Below are 18,405 nucleotides of genomic sequence, written 5' to 3'. Positions count from 1 at the left end.
TCCTATCCGATTGCAAATGTCATCTCAGCGGATGTGGTTATTTTGCCGTCCTGATTCCTGGCAACTGCTTTTCCCACGCCGATAGGCCCTTTTTCCCTGATGATCTCCAGCTCCAGGGTCAGTACATCACCCGGCACTACTTTTGTCTTGAATTTCGCGGAGCTGATGCCTCCGAAATACGCTGTCTTTCCCTTATTCTCCGGTTTGCTCAGAATTGCCACTGCACCTACCTGAGCCAGGGCCTCAAGCTGAAGCACGCCGGGCATGACCGGTTCCTTCGGGAAATGTCCTGCAAAGTACGGTTCATTGTAGCTCACACACTTTTTCCCCACCGCGCGGACACCGGGTTCCAGCTCCTCAATAGTGTCAATCAGCAGAAACGGCTGTCTGTGAGGGATAATCTCCATAATTTCCTTTGTATTCAGTTTCATATCTACGCCTCCTAACGGATTACGAACAGGGGCTGTCCGTACTCTACAACTTCTTCATTCTCCACCAGAATCTGTTCCACGGTTCCGTCAAATTCAGACTCAATCTCATTCATCAGCTTCATGGCTTCCACGATTCCAAGAACCTGGCCTTTTTTTACAGTATCTCCAACTTTTACAAATGCCTCCGCATCCGGTGAGGACGCATTATAAAAAGTGCCTACCAGCGGGGATTTCACCACATTTCCGGAGAGGATGGTCTCCTCAGCTTCCTGGAATGTAACCTCTGTCTGGGCCGGGCCTGCCTGTGCCTGGAAGTTCTGCATCGCAGGGCTGCCTGCTGCCGGGCCCATATCCGGTCCGGCAGCAGGTGCCATCATGGGTGCTGCAATGATCTTGGTCTGTTTGTTGGTCTTCATGGAGATTTTCAGACTGCCCTCCTCCATAGAAAACTGGGTCAGGTTTGAGTCACTGACTGTCTTAATTAACTGAATGATCTTATCAAATTCCATTTGCGGCCTCCTAGTCTTCGTACTTTTTGATCAACAGGCTGGCATTGTGTCCGCCAAAACCCAGTGAGTTGGTAAGTGCATAGGGGATTTCCATCTCCACACCGTTTCCTGTCACATAATCCAGGTCGCACTCCTCGTCCGGTACCTGGTATCCTGCGGTTACGTGTACGAAATTATGTTCCATCTCTTTCACACAGGCGATAAATTCCACGGCTCCTGCTGCTCCCAACAGGTGTCCGATCATGGATTTTGTGGAATTCACTTTCATTTTATATGCATGTTCCCCGAACAGCTTCTTGATGGCTCTTGTCTCAAACAGGTCGTTGTGGTGTGTGCTGGTGCCGTGGGCATTGATGTAAGTCACATCTTCCAGGGAGATATCGGCCTCATCCACAGCATTCTTCATGGCTCTCGCCGCACCTTCCCCGTCCTCAGCCGGAGAGGTGATGTGGTAGGCGTCACTGGTTGCACCGTATCCCACAACCTCAGCCAGGATCTTTGCGCCGCGTTTCTTTGCGTGCTCCAGCTCCTCCAGAACAACAATACCTGCACCTTCTCCCATGACAAATCCGTCTCTCTCTTTGTCAAAAGGAATGGAGCAGCGTTCCGGGTCTGTAGATTTTGAAAGGGCAGTCAGAGCCGCAAAACCGCTGACACCCACCGGGGTAATACAGGACTCCGCGCCGCCTGCCACCATAATATCCGCATCACCGAACTGAATGGTTCTGTAAGCTTCACCGATACAATGTGTGCCGGACGCGCAGGCTGTCACCACATTGATGCTCTTTCCCTTTAAACCGAACTGGATGGACACATTTCCTGCTGCCATATTGGAGATCATCATGGGAACCATAAGGGGATTCACACGGTTCGGTCCCTTTTCTAGCAGTTTCTTGTGCTCTCTCTCAACAGTCTGCAGACTTCCGATGCCGGAACCAATGGAGCATCCCACTCTGTACGGGTCCTCCTCTTCCAGGGAATATCCTGACTGGGCAATGGCCTCTTTTGCTGCAGCCACTGCGTACTGGCAGAACAGTTCCATACGTTTTGCCGCTTTTACATCCATGTATTCTTTGCCCACGAAGCCTTTTACTTCGCCTGCAAGGTGCGCCTTATATTCGGAAGCATCGAATTTGGTGATCTCCCCAAACCCGTGCTTTCCTTCCTTTATGCCATTCCAGAATTCATCCACATTTAATCCCAGCGGGGTAATGGCCCCCATCCCTGTCACTACTACTCTTTTCATGAAATCCTCCTATATGTTCATACCGCCGTCTACACTGATGACCTGGCCGGTAATGTAATCTGCTTTTTCTGATGCCAGAAATACCACCATCTCAGCAATATCTTCCGGCTTTCCGAATTTTCCAAGCGGAATCTGACTGCAGGCTGCCTCTTTGATCTCCTCGCTGAGTACATCTGTCATCTCCGTTGCCACAAAACCGGGTGCCACTGCGTTGACTGTGATCCCTCTGCTTGCCAGTTCTCTTGCCATGGTCTTTGTAAGCCCGATGACACCTGCCTTGCTGGCCGCGTAATTCGCCTGGCCCGCGTTCCCCAGGATTCCGGACACAGATGATATATTGATGATCTTTCCGCTTCTCTGCTTTAACATCTGGCGTGAAACATGGCGGATGGTATTGAAAGCGCCTTTCAGGTTCGTCTCAATGACCGCGTCAAAATCCTCTTCCTTCATTTTCATGATCAGGCTGTCTCTTGTGATCCCCGCATTGTTTACGAGTATGTCCAGATGCCCGTATTCTTTGATCACGTGCTGGATCATCTCCTGGCAGGCCTGAAAGTCTCCGACGCTGCACCGGTACAAAGATGCCCGGCCGCCCCGGCTCTTGATGGCGTCGGCTGTTTCCCGGGCGCGTTCTTCTGAACCGTTATAATTGATCACCACGGCGGCTCCCTGCACCGCAAGGGCAATGGCAATGGCTCTGCCGATGCCGCGGCTCGCTCCGGTGACTAAAGCTACTTTATTTTCCAACATACTTTATTCCCTCACTTTTCCGGTTATTTACATCTCGCTTATACTTCTGTACTCTGTTTTTTCAATGTTTCCACTGCCTTTATGAAATCTTCCGTTGTCTGGATGTTCAGCATTCTCACATCGCGGCAGATCTTCCGCATGAATCCGCTCAGTGTCTTTCCGGGTCCGATCTCCACGAAAGTGTCCACTCCGTCCGCGATCATTGTCTCCACACACTGCTGCCATTTCACGGAGGAGGATACCTGTCTGATCAGCAAATCCTTTGCCTGGGAGGCCTCTGTCACATACTGGGCAGTCACGTTGGCAGCGTAGGGAATCTTTGGCTCCCCGACTGTCACATGTTCCAGAACTTCTGCCAGCTTTTCCCCGGCTCCTGTCAGCATGGCAGAATGAAACGGCCCTGACACGTTCAGGGGAACGATTCTTCTGGCACCAAGCTCTTTTAGTTTTTCGGAAGCCTCTGCCACTGCCCTCTCCTCCCCGGTAATGACAATCTGTCCCGGGCAGTTATAGTTGGCTATGGAGACAATGCCTTCTGTCTCCTGACAGGCCTGTTCGATCACTGCCGCATCTGTTCCCATGACTGCGGACATGGCGCCGCCTGACGGAACAGCCTCCTGCATGAAAATTCCGCGCTTGCGCACAACAAAGAAGGCATCCTCCAAAGAGAGCACCCCCGAAGCGATGCAGGCTCCGTACTCGCCCAGGCTCAGACCCGCGCTCACGTCAGGTACAAGCCCCTCCTGCTCAAGCGCCTTTAATATGGCTGCCTCCACACTCAGCATGGCAATCTGTGTATACTCAGTAATATGGATCTCCTCATTTTCTGTAAAACATATTTTCGGAATATCCAGACCGGTAACTTCACCGGCTTTATCCATCACCTGTCTGCAGACAGGCATTTTATCGTAAAAATCCTGGCCCATTCCCACATACTGTGCTCCCTGGCCCGGAAATATAAATGCTGTTTTTCCCATATCGTCCCAAACTCCTTTGGCTGTAGAATATTTTGTATTTCAAAGTAATTATTTTAAAAAATAGAACCTGCCATGGCAGTGCCAACCGCCGCGGCAGATTCCATTCATCTGCACTTTCTTTGTTTCCATCCACACTCGAAACTTCTCAGAGTGTGGACCTATCTGATGTAACTGTCCAATCTCTTCGCAGTTACATGCACAGACCGGCTGAACAGTTATTATTCTTCAACGCCTTTATTTTTCAGATAATCCATAACAGCGCCCACAGTTGTCAGCTCCTGTAATTCCTCAGCAGGAATTTCTACAGAATACTCATCCTCAAGTGCCATAACCAGTTCGAATAAATCCAGAGAATCTGCTCCTAAATCATCCTTGAAATTTGTTTCCGGATTGATTTCGCTTTCTTCACAATTTAACTGCTCTGCAATGATTTCTCTCATTTTTTCTAACATGATTTCTTATTCTCCTTTAAAATACATCTTATTCAAATCCATCTTGTGAATTTGTTTTTCTGATTTGATTTTTTTGAAATACTTTGATGACCAAAGTATATCTTCTTTACCACCATTTGTCAACCCTTTTCTATGTGCAGCCGTTCATGTCTTGCGATCAAAGTCAAAATCCATGTGTCCTCACCTTTGCGATAGGATTTTGCCGGGTACTCCTAGGTTTCAAACTTTATCTGTTTTGATACGCTCAGAGCAATTCCCATTTCTATCATAAGAAAGAGAATGGATGTACCTCCGTAACTGACAAACGGCAGTGTGATTCCGGTGGTGGGAATCAGGTTGATGACTACGCAGATATTCAAGATGACCTGAAGGGCAATGTGGAAGAAGATTCCGCTCACAATCATGGAACCGTACAGGTCCGGCGCATTCTGCGCAATAAAAAACAGCCTGTATAAAAGATATCCGAACAATGCCAGTACGATCATCCCCCCAAACACTCCCAGCTCCTCACAGATGATCGAGAAGATCATATCATTCTGTGCCTCCGGAACAGGCCCCAGCTTCTGCACACTGTTGCCCAGCCCTTTTCCGAAAAATCCTCCGGAACCGATGGCATACAGTGCCTGCATAATTTGATAGCCGCCGTCCTTGGAATAATGCTCAGGCTGCAGCCACACCATAATACGGCGGAGACGGAAATCCTCAATGTTTCCCACACCGCTTCCCAGCGTCATATGCAGGATGACGATCACAGTCACCAGCACACCGCCCAGTATGGCTCCTCCGATGAGAAACGGTTTCATTTTGGGATGCGCCATAAAGATCAGCAGTACAGTGATAGCTCCGATTATAATACCTGTACTCAGGTTATCTGTCAAGAGGAAAGCGCCCAGGGCCAGCACGCCGCCCACCGCCAGAAGCAGTACCATGGACTGCCACTGCTTTATCTTCCGCCCTATCTTGATGATCAGACAGGGAATGAAGGTGATAACAGCTATCTTCGCAATCTCAGAAGGCTGGAACTGTGTCCACGACGGGCCGAACTTCAGCCACCGCTTCGCACCGTTGACCGTAACACCCAGAGGTGTAGGCACCAGACACATTAAAAACATGGCCGCCACATAGATAAAGGGTGACAGGTGAAACAGCACATGATAGTCAAACCTTGACAGCCACAGCGCGAATCCTATGCTGACTGCGCTGATGAGTGCCTGTTTCCCAAAGTAAGCCATGTCACTGCCCCTCTTTACCTGTGCCAGATAGGAACTGGTACTGTAAAGCATTACCAGACCGAAGCAGGTGAGAAGCAGTACCACTGCCACCAGATTAAAATCATAGTAGCGCACTCTGTTTGCAAACCTGCCTACAGGCTGGCCTCTTTTTCTCTTTTTCGCTGTTCCGGCTTTTTTAGCCATATTTAATGCCATCTGTTTCCTCCGCTTGAGCTGTCTTATATTCTCAGGGCATACTTCATAAGCTCCCAGAAGCCAGTCTCCGTCTCACTTTCCCGGTTCATTACCTTACGCACCAGCACCGGATTATCAGTGATGATATTGTCCGCTCCCACATCGATCATCCGCTTGATGTCACCGCGGTAATTGACGGTCCAGGCATGGACTTCTTTACCTAAGGAATGGGCCTCCCTGACAAATTCTTCATCAATGTATGTGTATTTCACACTGAAAAAATCTGCCGCTGTGATCCGTGAAATACTTCCGTAAGTCATTGTCATGATGTAGCCGGTACGGATATTGGGGTTTGCCTTTTTCACCTGCTGCAGAAATCCGTAATTCATGGAAGTTATGACACAGTGGTCCTCAAATCCATTCTGTTCAATGACCCTGACCACTTTTTTTACAATGCCCTTATTTTTACCATTATACTTAATCTCTATATTTAAGTCCAGTCTTCCTTTACAAAATTTTAAAACCTCGTCCAGTGTGGGGATTTTTTCACCCCGGAACTTTTTGTGGAAACTGGAACCGGCATCCAGTTTCTCTATCTCCGCATAGTCCATCTCCCACACATTTTTATTGACACCGGCTGTCCGCTTCAGGGAATTGTCATGAAGCAGCACCAATTCCCCGTCCTTTGTCTCCTGCACGTCAATCTCCGCGAAGTCTGCGCCGCTGTCTATGGTGTATCCCAGAGAACTTATGGTATTCTCCGGTGCCATCAGCGCGCCTCCCCGGTGAGCCGTGACGCCCATGGTGGTGAGCAGGCTGTTCACCGCGCTGTCGTGCGAGGAGGCCAGGACTACAAGATACGTCCCCTCTCCCAGAAGCAGCAGCAGGGTAAGGGCTGCCGCGATCTTCCGCCTGCCCACTTTTAAAAACCAGATATGGTTACGGATAATGGCTTCCATGGCAGCCTCTGTCCGGGGCTGCACATGAAATCTGGCATATACCACGTACACAAATGCCAGGCTGCAGATCAACTGCACCGCACCGGCAAAGATTCCAAGCCCCATGTCGATCCAACTGCTGTATATGAGCACTGAGCTGACTACCGAAGAACCGGATTTTGTCAGCATGGCGATGCCCGTCATGCCTGCCAGTACCAACACATAGACCAGGGCAATAAACACCAGCATTCCAATATGAAGCAGGACAAATCCCAGAAGCGTCTTTTTCCACTGCCTTTTCAGCAGTTTCAGGCCGTCTTTCATTCCCTTCCGACTCTTCTGCTCTTCCAAAAGGCAATAGGGCAGAGAAAAGATGAATAAGAAGGAGAAGAGAAGTATAATTCCTATAAGACCGTATAAAATCCAGTGGGGACTGACTATTTTATAAATCTGTCTGGCCGTAAATTCCAGGACTCTGATATAGGAAATTTCCCGGATAAGAAAATATATGGACAAAAAGGGGGCGGCCAGAATAATACACCAGAACCAGGATACATGGCTGTTTTTCAGAAAATCCCAGGACCGTTTCACACCTTCAATTAGCATGTCGCTGGTATAAATTTTCCGTCCCTGGTAGGAATGCCTGAAACAGGATAAAAGGGCGGAAATCTCTATAAGAAACAGCAGTAAGATAAGTATCAGAATCCCCAGAAGCAGCACAACAGACAGGGGGCTTGCAAGAAATTTCAGATAGTTTTCAGCCGTCAGATAACTGAAGTTCTGCGCTTTCAAAGAGTAATCGACCGCAGCGGAGACAGCATGCATTACCAGCAGAAAGGAAGCCGTTCTGTAACCTGTCTCAAAAAGCAAAAGACTGACCATATTCTTTTTTACTGCTCTCCACATACTTCTGAAAATCTGTTTCATGCCTGTCACTTCCCGCCTCTGATTCTGTCAGCCCACAGATGCCGCGCTGGCTGTTTCTTTTATTTTAACAAATATTATACCCATAACACAAGTATACAAATAATTCTTTTCACCTTGACTTTCTCAACCTCTATATTATAATAAATTTAGGTAGTTAAAAACATGTAGTGGAGGGTAACGTTATGACACCAGATGAATTGTATACACAGGCCAAGGAATCTCCTGTCCTGTCAAAGGAAGTAACCGATACTTTGTTGGAATCACTGGAGTACAGCAGTATTTCTTTTTTAAACCAGGCCGTTGAAATTCTGGGGATTTTCCGTGCGCGTCTGGAACGGGGCGACAGAATTACTGTGGAGGCTTCCGGAGATGTTTTAAATCTCAAAAGTTTCCGAAAATTTGTAGAAAATACATTTTCCGACTATATTTACGGCCATGTATTTACAGAGGACAGTGAACAGAAGAGGAGCTATTTCCATCTGGATGCCTGTGAGGGCGGTTACTCCCTTGTACTGGCTGAGGATGGGAAACAGAATCTCTTTGAATGGATTTCCTCACCTAACGAAAGATTTTCCTTTGTCTATATGAAAGCCACCAAGATCGTGTACATAAAGAATATCCGCACCGGGGATTATTTTCCATTCATATCAGAAAACGGAAAATACTGCCGGTACGACAAGGTACAGGGAATGCTTGTGGAAGTATAGAAAGAATGCCGCTGATCACTTTTTCGGTGATTCAGCGGCATCTTTTTTTCGCAGAAGCATGTCCTATGCAGACAGTTTCCGGGTGCAGCAGACTTTTTTATCTGTACAGCTCATCCAGATCGTCCTGGCAGAGAGGTTTTACACCATTTTTCGTCAGGGCTTCAATGGCTTTTTCATTGTCCCCTACCCTTAAGATCATGCATGCCTTGTCTTTCACGCCTGCGGTGAAGGCATAAGTGTATTCCACATTGATCTGGTTGTCTCCCAGGATCTGCATGACTTTTCCAAGGCTTCCCGGTTGATTGGAAATGGCGATTGCCAGTACCTTTGTGATGGAGCATACATATCCGCAGTCTTTCAATACTCTGACTGCATTGAAGGGATCATCCAGGATTAGGCGGATAATACCGAAATCCTTTGTCTCGGCCAGAGACAATGCCCTCATATTGATCTTATTCTCATTCAGCGCATTTGCCAGCTCTGCCAGCATACCCGGTTTATTTTCCACAAATACGGAAATCTGTTTTACTGTCATAAAAATCCCCCCTTTTTCTAGTAAAGATTACGGTTATCGATCACGCGTTTTGCCTTGCCTTCGCTTCGTGCGATGGTCTTCGGCGCAACCAGTTTCACTACTGCATAAATGCCCAGCATGGACTTCAGAGCCTCAATCAGCTCGCGCTCTCTCACTTCAATCTCGCGGATGGAGTCAGAGAACATTTCCGGTGTCATCTCCACCTGAACCTCCAGCTTGTCACTGTTCTTCTCGCGGCTTACGATGATCTGGTAGTTAGCCGGGTAGCCCTTATTGAGAAGCACCGTTTCAATCTGGCTCGGGAATACATTGACGCCCTTGACGATGAGCATATCATCACTTCTGCCCATTGGTTTGGACATGCGCACATGCGTTCTGCCGCAGGAGCATTTTTCACGGTTCAGTACGCAGATATCTCTTGTCCTGTAACGGAGAAGCGGGAATGCCTCTTTTGTAATGCTGGTAAATACCAGTTCGCCCTTCTCTCCGTCCGGCAGCACTTCGCCTGTGGCCGGGTCAATGATCTCAGCTATAAAATGGTCCTCATTGATATGCATGCCGCCCTGGGCGCTGCACTCAAAGGAGACACCGGGACCGGAAATCTCGGTAAGGCCATAAATGTCATACGCACGGATTCCAAGCTTCTCCTCCACATCACGGCGCATCTCTTCACTCCATGCCTCAGCGCCGAAGATACCTGCTTTCAGCTTAATCTTGTCCCTGAGACCTCTCTCGCAGATGGTCTCCGCCAGGTATGCCGCATAAGAAGGGGTACAGCAGAGGATCGTGGAGCCGAGGTCGCACATAAACTGGATCTGTCTGTCTGTATTACCGGAAGACATGGGCAGTGTCAGGGAACCCACTTTGTGGGAACCGCCGTTGAGTCCCGGACCTCCTGTAAACAGTCCGTATCCGTAACACACATGTACCACATCGTCCTTCGTTCCGCCTGCTGCCATGATAGCTCTGGCGCAGCAGTCATCCCACAGATCCAGATCGTGCTGTGTATAAAATGCCACCACTCTTCTGCCCGTGGTGCCGCTTGTAGACTGAATACGCACACAGTCAGAAAGGGGGACTGCCAGCAGTCCGTAGGGATACGCTTCACGCAGATCTTCTTTTGTCAAGAAGGGAAGCTTATGTAGGTCGTCCACGGATTTGATATCCTCAGGCACAATGCCCTTTTCCTCCATTTTTGCTCTGTAATAGGGCACGTTGTCATATACGTGCTTTACCTGTTTTGCCAGGCGCTCGTCCTGCCACTTGCGAATCTGCTCTCTTGAGGCACATTCGACTTCCGGCTGATAATAATTCTCCATTGCTGTAAATTCCTTTCCATCCATTTTACTCTAAAACGGCATTCCGGACCTTTCCATACCTTTGCCCCGAAACACCTGCCGCCGGGTTCTGCCCCGCATCGGCCCGTTTTTGTTATTATACCATTTTAGCGCTTCAGCGTAAAGAATATTTAACATTTTATGCAGTCTTTCATAAGATATTACTGTATAAGTAAATATAAAGGAAAACCAGATATGGAAAAATGTCGAATGAATTATCAGGGCGTCCGTCCGTATTCTCCGCCGAACAGGGAAATGCCGGCACGGAACAACTGCGGCCGCCGTACACCCTGCGGCTGTAACTGCGATATGGTAGACAACACCTCAATCTACGAACATGCTGATAAGCTGCCGCTTACCATGGCATATGTGCCAATGCAGAAATTTAAAACCACCTTTGAACTGTGTAAAGCACTGCAGATGGGAACCATCTTCCCTGAACTGTGCAAACCATTCTGTGGAAAGAGAGGTGGCTGTCGATGAAAGAATGCAGACGCAGCAAAGCGCAGTTAATGCAGCTGATCAATGAGGTCAGCTTCGCTGTCAACGATATGAACCTCTACCTCGACACCCATCCGGATGACAAATGTGCCATGGAATTTATGACAGATAAGATTCGCATCCGTGAAGAAGCACTGAAAGAATACGCCATGTATTATGGCCCGCTTACCATTGCAACTGCTGATGATGACTGCAGTACCTCATGGGACTGGGTGATGCAGCCGTGGCCTTGGGAATAGAAAGGAGGGAGTCAGAGTATGTGGAATTATGAGAAGAGATTACAGTATCCGATAAATATTAAAACGCCGAATGCCAAGGCTGCTTTGTTTATTATGAGTCAGTATGGTGGACCGGATGGCGAAATCGCCGCTTCCATGCGTTACCTGTCACAGCGTTTTGCCATGCCGAACCGCATTGCCATGGGTACCCTGAATGATATAGGTATATCGTAACCGCTATTACCCCCTCCGTTTTCTGTCCTCATCTTCTCATATCCCTGCTCTCACTTCCCCACCAAAACCGACTCTAAAATTTCCGTTTGATAACGGTCACGTCTTCCACAGCTATGAATCCTCATCTGTATCCCAAACGGTATGTATTTCAGCCATACACACACGATCTGACCGGGATATACAATAATCTCATCCACTAATTCCCGGTAAAGAGACTCTTCCTCCACATTAAAATGCAATATCTTATCAACCGCCCCCACATATCTCTCAAAGCAGGACCTTCTCTTCTTCTCTGTCTCTTCTTCCTTTCTGGCTCTCAGAAGTTTTCTCTCCAGTCTCTCCTTCTGCCCGTCATACCATTCCTTCTGCTCTGTCAGTTCATCGGCACTTAAAATCCCCTCCAAAGCCAGATCAACACATTTTTTCTTTTTTGTCTGGATTTCCTCTATTTTTTTCTCAATCACGGCAGTATCCTCTGCATATGTATCTGCCTGCCTCAAATTTTTAATGCGCCAGAGAATTTCTGTTTCCACGGCATCCCAGTCAAAGTCCACCTGTTTTACTGCATAACGCACACAGGTGCGCAGCGCCAGATCACTGACCGCAGTGTTGTCACATCCGTATTCTGCCCCTTCCCCAACTTCCTTCCTCTTTCCATAGTTCGCATGATGATAACATCTCCATGCCCTGTAGATACTTCCATCCCTTCGTTTTTTTGTGCGGACCACAAAGCCGGCCCCGCATTCACCACACTTCACCATTCCACTGCACCAATAACGGCTGCACTTTGAAGCCTTGTGATAGGATAAAGACCTTCTTTCCAGCTCCTTCTGGGTTCTTTCCCACAGCACTCTGTCAATTATAGGGGTATGATGGTTTTTCAGGTAAACCATTTCCTCCTCACCCTCATTCTTCTTTTTCCTGTGGGACAGGTAATCCGGAGTGATCGTCTTTTTCTGACACAAGTCACCTGCGTATTTTTCATTTTTCAATACTTTCAGGATCATAGTATTTGACCACATAGTGCCCCGTTTCGGCTGTATTCCTTCTTCCTGCAGTTCCCTTGCAATGATATGGGTACCTTTTTGCTCATTTGTATATTTATGAAATATGCTTCTGACAATCTCTGCCTCCTCCTCATTCACAAACATCCTGCCCTGCTTCACCGTATATCCGAGAAGGTCCCTTCCGAATACCACACCCTGCTCCATTCTGCGTTTCTGTCCCCACTTTACACGTTCGGAAGTCTTCCTGCTTTCATCCTGGGCAAGGGTAGCCATGATGGACAGACGCAGTTCCCCATCTCCGTCCATTGTATCAATATTATCTATCGTAAAAATAACCCGGACGCCTTTTGCCTTCAACTTTCTGACAAAAGACAGGGTATCCACCGTATTTCTGGCAAACCTGGACACTTCTTTTGTGAGGATCAAATCTATCCTGCCTGCCATGGCATCCTGGATCATTTGATTGAACCCTTTTCGTTTTGCAGTCTGGGTTCCGCTGATTCCCTCATCATAATAAATACCTGTCAGCTCCCAGTCCTCATGCTGACTGATGTAATCGGAAAAATATTTTCGCTGGCTTTTAAGGGAATTTGCCTGATCATCCTTCTCCGTCGATACTCTTCCGTACGCAGCCGCCCTCACTTTATTTCCCACCTGTAAAGCCTCCAACTTCTATATTAAAATTCCTGTATGCCGGACTTATACGCCAAAACAGGAAATAAAAATATAAGGCCGCCGGAAACATATTCCAACAGCCATATACTCTCATTCTTCCAGCTCATTCAGCAATATGCCGAGCTGCTCATCTGTCAGCAGACTCTGCGCATGGAGTTCCCTGCAGATTCCCCGCTTCAGCTGCCTGCTGAAATTCTTCTGCTGCTCCTTAGTCAACGCAATCCTATGTACATTTTCCTGCTGCAAAGAACTGCTCTTTTCCATACTGTTTCCCACATAACATCCCCTGATGACTCCTTATAATAGAGTATGCGGAAACAGAAATTTTGTTATGCCGGAAATAATTTTCCTTTATAAAAATACCCGGAAGCCGCATTTATTCTGTCTGCCGCTTCCGGGTACTTCTAAACTTTCTATTACTTCTCTTCTTTTTCCGTCTTCAGAGGTTCCACTTCCTCCGCCTGAAATACATATCCGCAGGAACAACTGGTCTCCTCCACAACTCTGCCTCTTACAGTAAAAACTTCCACTTCCTCACCGCATTTTGGACATATCCGGTCTTCCGATACCGGGGTTCTGTATTTGCTTTCACATCCGTCTAAAACTGCCATATTTTTCACCTCCTGATACACATGCTTTCTGATATAAGTTTTCATCTTCTATTGTATCCCCTATTTTTCTTTAAAACAAGACATTCTTCCTTATCAGAAAATTTATCAGGACAATGTAATACAGCCGTTCATCCTTTTGCTCACCCCCCCCCTGACATCACAGCATACTTCTCCTGTATTTTATTTTACAAGATATCCTCCGTCTACGGGAATAATGGCTCCGCCCAGATAATCACTGGCATGGGAGGCCAGGAAAATACAGGCTCCTTTCATATCATCCCCTGTTCCCCAGCGGTTTGCAGGAATCCTGTCTGTAATCTGCTGATATCTGGGATTTTCCTTGTCCAGAAGGGCAGCATTCATCTCTGTTGCCATATATCCCGGTGCAATGGCGTTTACGTTAATTCCTCTTGCGATCCAGTCATTACTCAATTCCTTTGTAAGCTGTGTCACTCCGCCTTTTGCCGCTGTATAGGCAGGAACGGTCTGTCCTCCAAACCAGGATACCATGGAGGCAATATTGATGATCTTCCCATATCCTTTTTCCAGCATGATTTTAGCTGCCTCCTGGCAGAGGATAAATACGGAATTCAGATTCACATTCAGGACCTCATCCCATTCCTCAACAGGGAACACTTCCGCGCTGTGGCGCCTCTGAATGCCATGGGCAGTCACAAGAATGTCCAGATCATTTCCCAGCTTTTCCACACATTCCTGAAAACAGCGGTACACTTCCTCACGCACTGCCAGATTGGCTTTTACGCCATGACACTTGTAGCCTCTTTCCTGAAACTGTTTCGCTGTTTCATGGACCTTATGGGATGTTCCCACAATGACCACCTCACAGCCGGCCTCCATAAGGCCTTCTGCCATTCCGTATCCAAGACCTCTTGTTCCGCCTGTCACGATTGCTTTTTTTCCTTCTATGTTAAATAATTCATTTCCCTTCATGTCTGTGCTGCAGGATACCGGATCCTGCCCTCCTTTCAAAAACCTGAATGTATGCTGTAGCTAAAACATAATTACCATTTTCTTTACCGACGGTTCCGGATTATCCATATAATGAAATACTTTTTCAATCTCACTGAATTTTATAAATGTAGTAGCGATTCCTTCTGTGTTAAACTGCTTCTTCTCCATGCACGCAATGGTCGGTTCAAATTTATAACAGGACATCCTGGTTCCTATAATGTCCAGTTCCCTTTGATTGATCATGGCCTGTGTGATCTCCTCCGGTTTCGTACAAAATCCCAGCGGGACCACACGCCCTGCGTTGCAGACGATCCCCGGCTGCATGATCATTGTGAGGGAACCGGGAAAGCAGGCTGAATCAAACGCGATGGTGACTCCATGGCCGTCTGTGATGTTCTGGACTGCTTCCGCCAGATTTTCTTTCTTTGTATTGATCACATAATCTGCGCCATATCCCTTTGCGCGTTCCAGGGAGCTGTCGCTGATGTCACAGCAGATCACTGTTTTGCACCCCTTTGCTTTACAGGTCTGCAGGATTATGGCACCGATGGTTCCTGTTCCCAGAATCAGGACAGTATCTTCCGGTACTACACGTCCTCTGGCTGTACAGTGCGCACCGATAGCGTAGGGTTCCACAAGAGCCGCGTCCTCCCATGACACGCTGTCATCAATCTTATAAACTTCATTTGCCGGTGCCGTAAAATATTCTCTCCAGCCGCCGTCCATCCCGGAGCCTCTGACCATTACCTTTTCACATACATTTTTTCTGCCGATCCTGCACTGATAACATTCTCCGCATGTGTGGATCAGGTCTACGATCACATGGTCTCCTTCTTTTACATTTGCTGCATTTTTTCCTGCCTTCACAACAATCCCCGCATTTTCATGGCCCGGGATACGAGGATATGTAGAACAGGGATTTGCGCCGTGATAAATGTGATGGTCACTTCCGCATACGCCTGCTGCCTTCATCTGAATCAAAACCTCATCATCACCGGGAACGGGAACCGGGACTTCACGCACTTCTACCTGATGCGGCCTTACAACCACTACTTCCTTCATTGTATTCTTCATTTTTCTTTCCTTTCCGGGTAATCCCCCTGCCCGAAATGAATTCCGGGCAGTATTTCATATTCTTAATTAAAATTCAGTATCATCTCTCTGTCAGGAAACCAGATTCGGCAGCAGCGTGGAGAGTGCCGGAACATAGGCAAAAATAATTGCACAAACTACTTCCACCGCCACAAAAGGAATCAGATTCTTTGCCACTTTGCTGACCGGCTGCTCCGAAAATCCACAGGCCACAAACATAGTCGTCCCAAATGGCGGTGTCGCCTGGCCAAGTGCCAACAGAAATACGAACAGCATACCAAAATGAACCGGGTCCACGCCGAATGCCACTGCGATCGGTGCCAGAATCGGACCGAGGATCAAATTGGTGGCGCCCACCTCCAGAAACATACCGCAGATAAGAAGCAGCACAATGATCAGTGCCAGGAACACATATTTATTACTTGCCACTGCCATGAATGCATTGGTGACCGCAACCGGAATCTTATAATAAGTGATCAGATATCCGAACATCTGTGCCGTAACAACCAGGAACATTAGGTTTGCAGTGCTGACAGCAGTTCCTTTCAGAATCTCCCAGACATCTTTTCCGCTGATTTCCCTGTAGATGGCAATGCACACCAGAAATCCGTAGAACACTGCAACCACTGCGGATTCCGTCGGAGTAAAAATACCTGCGTAAATGCCGCCCAGGATCACGATGGGCATGATCAATGCCCAGATTGCATCCTTGAAGGAAAGAAGAAATCTCCTGAAGGAAAATCCCGCCTCTTTTGGAAAATTACATTTTTTTGCTTTATAAAAGGCATATACACAGAGCAGGATTCCGCACAGGATACCCGGCAGAACACCTGCCATCAGCAGTTTTGCCACAGATACACCGGTAATATTACCATAAATAACAAATACTGTGGACGGCGGAATGACGATTCCCAGTGTTCCGCCAATTGCCTGTACGGCTGCCGCATAATCCTTGGGATATCCTCTTTTTACCATTTCCGGGTACATCAGACCGCCGATAGCCGCTGTTGTCGCAACAGAGGAGCCGGAAATTGCCGCAAAAAAGGTACACGCCACAATAGATACAAGTGAAATTCCTCCTGAGATCCAGCCTACAAAGGAATCTGCAAAGGCCACCAGCCTTTTGGAAAGACCGCCCTTTGACATGATATCACCTGCCAGAAAGAATGCGGGCAGAGCCAGCATGGAAAAGTTATCACACCCCGTAAAAATCTTCTGGGTGATCATGGCCAGTGATAATGCCGGGTCTAAAAATATAGCACAGATGCATGCACCTCCCAGGGCCCAGGTAATCGGCAGGCCGAGAAGCATGAGAACAATCAGTACAACGATCAAAGCTGCTGCGGAAGCTGACATCAGTTATTTCCCCCTTTCTCTTCGGTTGTTTTCATTGTTACGGTTTCCTGCAGTTTAAAGATTACGGAAATCACTGCAAGTCCAAATCCGAGACACAGGATTCCGTACATAACATTCATGGGAATCCTCATGGCCGGACTCAACTGGTATCCTCCAATGCGCAGCATACCAAAAGTGCTGTAAAAAAACACAGCGGATATAGCCAGTGCCAGAACCTGCCTTCCTATCTCAAAGGCCTTTTTCACTCCGGACGGCAGAAAATTATCTATAATGTCAATGCGTACCATGAGATTCTGGGATATACCCATATTGATTCCCAGAAGGATCATTGCCACGAACAGATACCTGGATGCCTCCTCAGACCAGGGTATGCTGTAAAAAATAACGTATCTGGTAAAAGTCTGCACCAGTATGATCACCATAATTGCCACCAGTATAACCGCAGTCAATGCATTCACAGCACTCTGCAGCCTGCTAAAAACCTGCTTTGCTTTCTCCATCTTCCTTCTCCTTTGCTATTTTGCTGCAGCTATCCTGTCAAGAGTCTCTTTGTAGTCTGCACCGTAAGTATCCCTGACACTCTGTGTCTCTGCAATCAGTTCTGTCTTATCCGGATAAGTCACCTTCATTCCCTGTTCCTCCAGTGTGGAAACAGCCTCCGCATCCATCTTCCGGCTCAGTTCCCGCTCCGCAAGGTTGGCTTCCTCCATACACTCCGCAATGACCTGCTGGTCCTCATCTGTGAGGGAATTCCATGTTTTGGGCGCCATCAGAACATACACCGTGGAATACACATGTTCTGTAATGGCCATATGCTTATTTACTTCCACCACATTATTTTTGTCGATGACCGTAGCAGGATTTTCCTGTCCGTCAATGGCGCCCTGCTGCATTGCGGTATATGCCTCACTCCAGGCCATGGGCACCGGATCCGCCCCCAGCGCTTTCCAGAGCTTCTGATGGATTTCATTTTCCATAACACGGATTCTCAGTCCCTTCACATCCTCGGCACTGTTGATCTCTTTCTTGGAATTGGTCAGATTACGGAACCCGGATTCCCAGATTCCTAATCCTTTCAGCTCCACCTTATCCAGTCTTTTGAGAAAGTCCTGTCCGATTTCTCCCATAAACACCTTATCCGCATGCTCTGTACCCTCGATCACATAGGGCAGGTCAAACGCTGCAATCTCAGGAATGAAATTCGCCAGCACACTTTGATTTACCACTGCTATATCCAGATTGCCCAGTTCACATGCCTCGATATTATCTCTCTCTGAGCCGAGCTGTCCGTTGTGGAAAACAGATATCTCAATTCTGCCCTCTGATTCTTCTTTTACATTCTCGGCAAACTCCTCCATGGAGATTCCAATGGCTCCGTCTGCTGCTGATGTCTGTGCCATTCTCAGGCTCACTTTTCCGTTTTCATCATAAATACTGCTGTCTTTGCCGCATCCCGCCATAGCCAGTGCTGCGAGTATTCCCGCTATGGACAATGCTGCCAGTTTTCTTACCTTCATGTTACCC

21 protein-coding genes and 1 pseudogene are annotated in these 18,405 nt (G+C 47.7%); 4 read left to right on the top strand and 18 right to left on the bottom strand.

Annotated elements, in window-relative coordinates; all coding sequences use genetic code 11:
• Window positions 1-2: 2 nt before the first annotated feature.
• From fabZ to MUB35_RS12720, 8 genes are all read right to left on the bottom strand, one after another.
• A complete protein-coding gene (gene fabZ, locus MUB35_RS12755) occupies window positions 3-431 on the bottom strand; it encodes a 3-hydroxyacyl-ACP dehydratase FabZ (RefSeq protein WP_033142220.1) in 429 nt (142 codons plus the stop codon).
• A gap of 11 nt (window positions 432-442) precedes the next feature.
• Window positions 443-940, bottom strand: coding sequence for an acetyl-CoA carboxylase biotin carboxyl carrier protein (accB, locus tag MUB35_RS12750; protein ID WP_244806329.1), 498 nt, complete (start codon window positions 938-940; stop codon window positions 443-445).
• A 10-nt stretch (window positions 941-950) separates the two neighbouring features.
• The gene (gene fabF, locus MUB35_RS12745; protein WP_033142222.1) at window positions 951-2,186 is read right to left on the bottom strand and encodes a beta-ketoacyl-ACP synthase II; all 1,236 of its coding nucleotides are present in this window, start codon (window positions 2,184-2,186) and stop codon (window positions 951-953) included.
• A gap of 9 nt (window positions 2,187-2,195) precedes the next feature.
• Window positions 2,196-2,936, bottom strand: coding sequence for a 3-oxoacyl-[acyl-carrier-protein] reductase (fabG, locus tag MUB35_RS12740; RefSeq protein WP_244806328.1), 741 nt, complete (start codon window positions 2,934-2,936; stop codon window positions 2,196-2,198).
• A gap of 38 nt (window positions 2,937-2,974) precedes the next feature.
• Window positions 2,975-3,913 carry an ACP S-malonyltransferase gene (gene fabD / locus MUB35_RS12735; protein ID WP_244806327.1) on the bottom strand — a complete coding sequence of 313 codons (939 nt, stop codon included), beginning with the start codon at window positions 3,911-3,913 and terminating at the stop codon, window positions 2,975-2,977.
• Window positions 3,914-4,131: 218 nt separating this feature from the next.
• Entirely contained in the window at window positions 4,132-4,365 is a 234-nt protein-coding gene (gene acpP, locus MUB35_RS12730; RefSeq protein ID WP_033142225.1) for an acyl carrier protein, read from the bottom strand.
• 212 nt (window positions 4,366-4,577) lie between these two features.
• Window positions 4,578-5,792 carry an FtsW/RodA/SpoVE family cell cycle protein gene (locus MUB35_RS12725; RefSeq protein WP_181014481.1) on the bottom strand — a complete coding sequence of 405 codons (1,215 nt, stop codon included), beginning with the start codon at window positions 5,790-5,792 and terminating at the stop codon, window positions 4,578-4,580.
• Between the two features lie 23 nt (window positions 5,793-5,815).
• Window positions 5,816-7,636 (bottom strand): glycerophosphodiester phosphodiesterase, encoded by a 1,821-nt coding sequence (locus tag MUB35_RS12720; protein ID WP_244806326.1) that lies wholly within the window; start codon window positions 7,634-7,636, stop codon window positions 5,816-5,818.
• Between the two features lie 182 nt (window positions 7,637-7,818).
• Here MUB35_RS12720 and MUB35_RS12715 point away from each other — a divergent pair, with 182 nt between their 5' ends.
• Window positions 7,819-8,343, top strand: coding sequence for a hypothetical protein (locus tag MUB35_RS12715; RefSeq protein WP_033142227.1), 525 nt, complete (start codon window positions 7,819-7,821; stop codon window positions 8,341-8,343).
• 97 nt (window positions 8,344-8,440) lie between these two features.
• On the opposite strand, the gene MUB35_RS12710 is transcribed toward MUB35_RS12715, so the two are convergent.
• Window positions 8,441-8,878, bottom strand: coding sequence for an ACT domain-containing protein (locus MUB35_RS12710; RefSeq protein WP_033142228.1), 438 nt, complete (start codon window positions 8,876-8,878; stop codon window positions 8,441-8,443).
• A 17-nt stretch (window positions 8,879-8,895) separates the two neighbouring features.
• Window positions 8,896-10,197: a phenylacetate--CoA ligase family protein gene (locus tag MUB35_RS12705; protein ID WP_033142251.1), complete on the bottom strand. Its 1,302-nt coding sequence runs from the start codon at window positions 10,195-10,197 to the stop codon at window positions 8,896-8,898.
• 213 nt (window positions 10,198-10,410) lie between these two features.
• Between MUB35_RS12705 and MUB35_RS12700 the strand changes: the two genes are divergently transcribed.
• From MUB35_RS12700 to MUB35_RS12690, 3 genes and pseudogenes are all read left to right on the top strand, one after another.
• Window positions 10,411-10,698 carry a spore coat associated protein CotJA gene (locus tag MUB35_RS12700; protein WP_225305288.1) on the top strand — a complete coding sequence of 96 codons (288 nt, stop codon included), beginning with the start codon at window positions 10,411-10,413 and terminating at the stop codon, window positions 10,696-10,698.
• Complete coding sequence (locus MUB35_RS12695) at window positions 10,695-10,955, top strand: spore coat protein CotJB (RefSeq protein ID WP_033142230.1); 261 nt, start codon at window positions 10,695-10,697, stop codon at window positions 10,953-10,955. Before MUB35_RS12700 ends, MUB35_RS12695 begins: the two co-directional genes overlap by 4 nt.
• 18 nt (window positions 10,956-10,973) lie before the next feature.
• Window positions 10,974-11,159, top strand: a pseudogene (locus MUB35_RS12690) (manganese catalase family protein); the annotation flags it as partial.
• A 59-nt stretch (window positions 11,160-11,218) separates the two neighbouring features.
• Here MUB35_RS12690 and MUB35_RS12685 read toward each other — a convergent pair.
• From MUB35_RS12685 to MUB35_RS12650, 8 genes are all read right to left on the bottom strand, one after another.
• Entirely contained in the window at window positions 11,219-12,829 is a 1,611-nt protein-coding gene (locus MUB35_RS12685; RefSeq protein WP_244806325.1) for a recombinase family protein, read from the bottom strand.
• Between the two features lie 111 nt (window positions 12,830-12,940).
• Window positions 12,941-13,126 carry a hypothetical protein gene (locus MUB35_RS12680; protein WP_033142233.1) on the bottom strand — a complete coding sequence of 62 codons (186 nt, stop codon included), beginning with the start codon at window positions 13,124-13,126 and terminating at the stop codon, window positions 12,941-12,943.
• Window positions 13,127-13,266: 140 nt separating this feature from the next.
• Complete coding sequence (locus MUB35_RS12675; protein ID WP_033142252.1) at window positions 13,267-13,461, bottom strand: hypothetical protein; 195 nt, start codon at window positions 13,459-13,461, stop codon at window positions 13,267-13,269.
• Window positions 13,462-13,641: 180 nt separating this feature from the next.
• Window positions 13,642-14,412 carry an SDR family oxidoreductase gene (locus MUB35_RS12670; RefSeq protein WP_103732174.1) on the bottom strand — a complete coding sequence of 257 codons (771 nt, stop codon included), beginning with the start codon at window positions 14,410-14,412 and terminating at the stop codon, window positions 13,642-13,644.
• Window positions 14,413-14,472: 60 nt separating this feature from the next.
• Window positions 14,473-15,507 (bottom strand): alcohol dehydrogenase catalytic domain-containing protein, encoded by a 1,035-nt coding sequence (locus tag MUB35_RS12665; protein ID WP_244806324.1) that lies wholly within the window; start codon window positions 15,505-15,507, stop codon window positions 14,473-14,475.
• A 90-nt stretch (window positions 15,508-15,597) separates the two neighbouring features.
• On the bottom strand, window positions 15,598-16,881 hold the full coding sequence (locus tag MUB35_RS12660) for a TRAP transporter large permease (protein WP_033142236.1): 1,284 nt from the start codon (window positions 16,879-16,881) through the stop codon (window positions 15,598-15,600).
• Window positions 16,881-17,381 (bottom strand): TRAP transporter small permease, encoded by a 501-nt coding sequence (locus MUB35_RS12655; protein ID WP_148393724.1) that lies wholly within the window; start codon window positions 17,379-17,381, stop codon window positions 16,881-16,883. The genes MUB35_RS12660 and MUB35_RS12655 overlap by 1 nt, the downstream gene beginning before the upstream one ends.
• 15 nt (window positions 17,382-17,396) lie before the next feature.
• Entirely contained in the window at window positions 17,397-18,398 is a 1,002-nt protein-coding gene (locus MUB35_RS12650; RefSeq protein WP_244806323.1) for a TRAP transporter substrate-binding protein, read from the bottom strand.
• Window positions 18,399-18,405: the final 7 nt, after the last annotated feature.

Origin of the sequence: Blautia sp. NSJ-175, from assembly GCF_022867815.1 — a bacterium.
Lineage (GTDB): Bacteria > Bacillota > Clostridia > Lachnospirales > Lachnospiraceae > Blautia > Blautia celeris.
This window is presented reverse-complemented; position numbering and strand designations above follow the sequence as displayed.

Bases quoted from the DNA above. Each gene is read 5' to 3' on its own strand.
- MUB35_RS12700 (WP_225305288.1), top strand. From the start codon at position 10,411: ATGGAAAAATGTCGAATGAATTATCAGGGCGTCCGTCCGTATTCTCCG.
- MUB35_RS12650 (WP_244806323.1), bottom strand. From the start codon at position 18,398: ATGAAGGTAAGAAAACTGGCAGCATTGTCCATAGCGGGAATACTCGCA.
- MUB35_RS12710 (WP_033142228.1), bottom strand. From the start codon at position 8,878: ATGACAGTAAAACAGATTTCCGTATTTGTGGAAAATAAACCGGGTATG.
- acpP (WP_033142225.1), bottom strand. From the start codon at position 4,365: ATGTTAGAAAAAATGAGAGAAATCATTGCAGAGCAGTTAAATTGTGAA.
- fabF (WP_033142222.1), bottom strand. From the start codon at position 2,186: ATGAAAAGAGTAGTAGTGACAGGGATGGGGGCCATTACCCCGCTGGGA.
- MUB35_RS12725 (WP_181014481.1), bottom strand. From the start codon at position 5,792: ATGGCATTAAATATGGCTAAAAAAGCCGGAACAGCGAAAAAGAGAAAA.
- MUB35_RS12715 (WP_033142227.1), top strand. From the start codon at position 7,819: ATGACACCAGATGAATTGTATACACAGGCCAAGGAATCTCCTGTCCTG.
- accB (WP_244806329.1), bottom strand. From the start codon at position 940: ATGGAATTTGATAAGATCATTCAGTTAATTAAGACAGTCAGTGACTCA.
- MUB35_RS12675 (WP_033142252.1), bottom strand. From the start codon at position 13,461: ATGGCAGTTTTAGACGGATGTGAAAGCAAATACAGAACCCCGGTATCG.
- fabZ (WP_033142220.1), bottom strand. From the start codon at position 431: ATGAAACTGAATACAAAGGAAATTATGGAGATTATCCCTCACAGACAG.
- MUB35_RS12670 (WP_103732174.1), bottom strand. From the start codon at position 14,412: ATGAAGGGAAATGAATTATTTAACATAGAAGGAAAAAAAGCAATCGTG.
- MUB35_RS12695 (WP_033142230.1), top strand. From the start codon at position 10,695: ATGAAAGAATGCAGACGCAGCAAAGCGCAGTTAATGCAGCTGATCAAT.
- MUB35_RS12660 (WP_033142236.1), bottom strand. From the start codon at position 16,881: ATGTCAGCTTCCGCAGCAGCTTTGATCGTTGTACTGATTGTTCTCATG.
- fabG (WP_244806328.1), bottom strand. From the start codon at position 2,936: ATGTTGGAAAATAAAGTAGCTTTAGTCACCGGAGCGAGCCGCGGCATC.
- MUB35_RS12665 (WP_244806324.1), bottom strand. From the start codon at position 15,507: ATGAAGAATACAATGAAGGAAGTAGTGGTTGTAAGGCCGCATCAGGTA.
- MUB35_RS12705 (WP_033142251.1), bottom strand. From the start codon at position 10,197: ATGGAGAATTATTATCAGCCGGAAGTCGAATGTGCCTCAAGAGAGCAG.
- MUB35_RS12720 (WP_244806326.1), bottom strand. From the start codon at position 7,636: ATGAAACAGATTTTCAGAAGTATGTGGAGAGCAGTAAAAAAGAATATG.
- fabD (WP_244806327.1), bottom strand. From the start codon at position 3,913: ATGGGAAAAACAGCATTTATATTTCCGGGCCAGGGAGCACAGTATGTG.
- MUB35_RS12655 (WP_148393724.1), bottom strand. From the start codon at position 17,381: ATGGAGAAAGCAAAGCAGGTTTTTAGCAGGCTGCAGAGTGCTGTGAAT.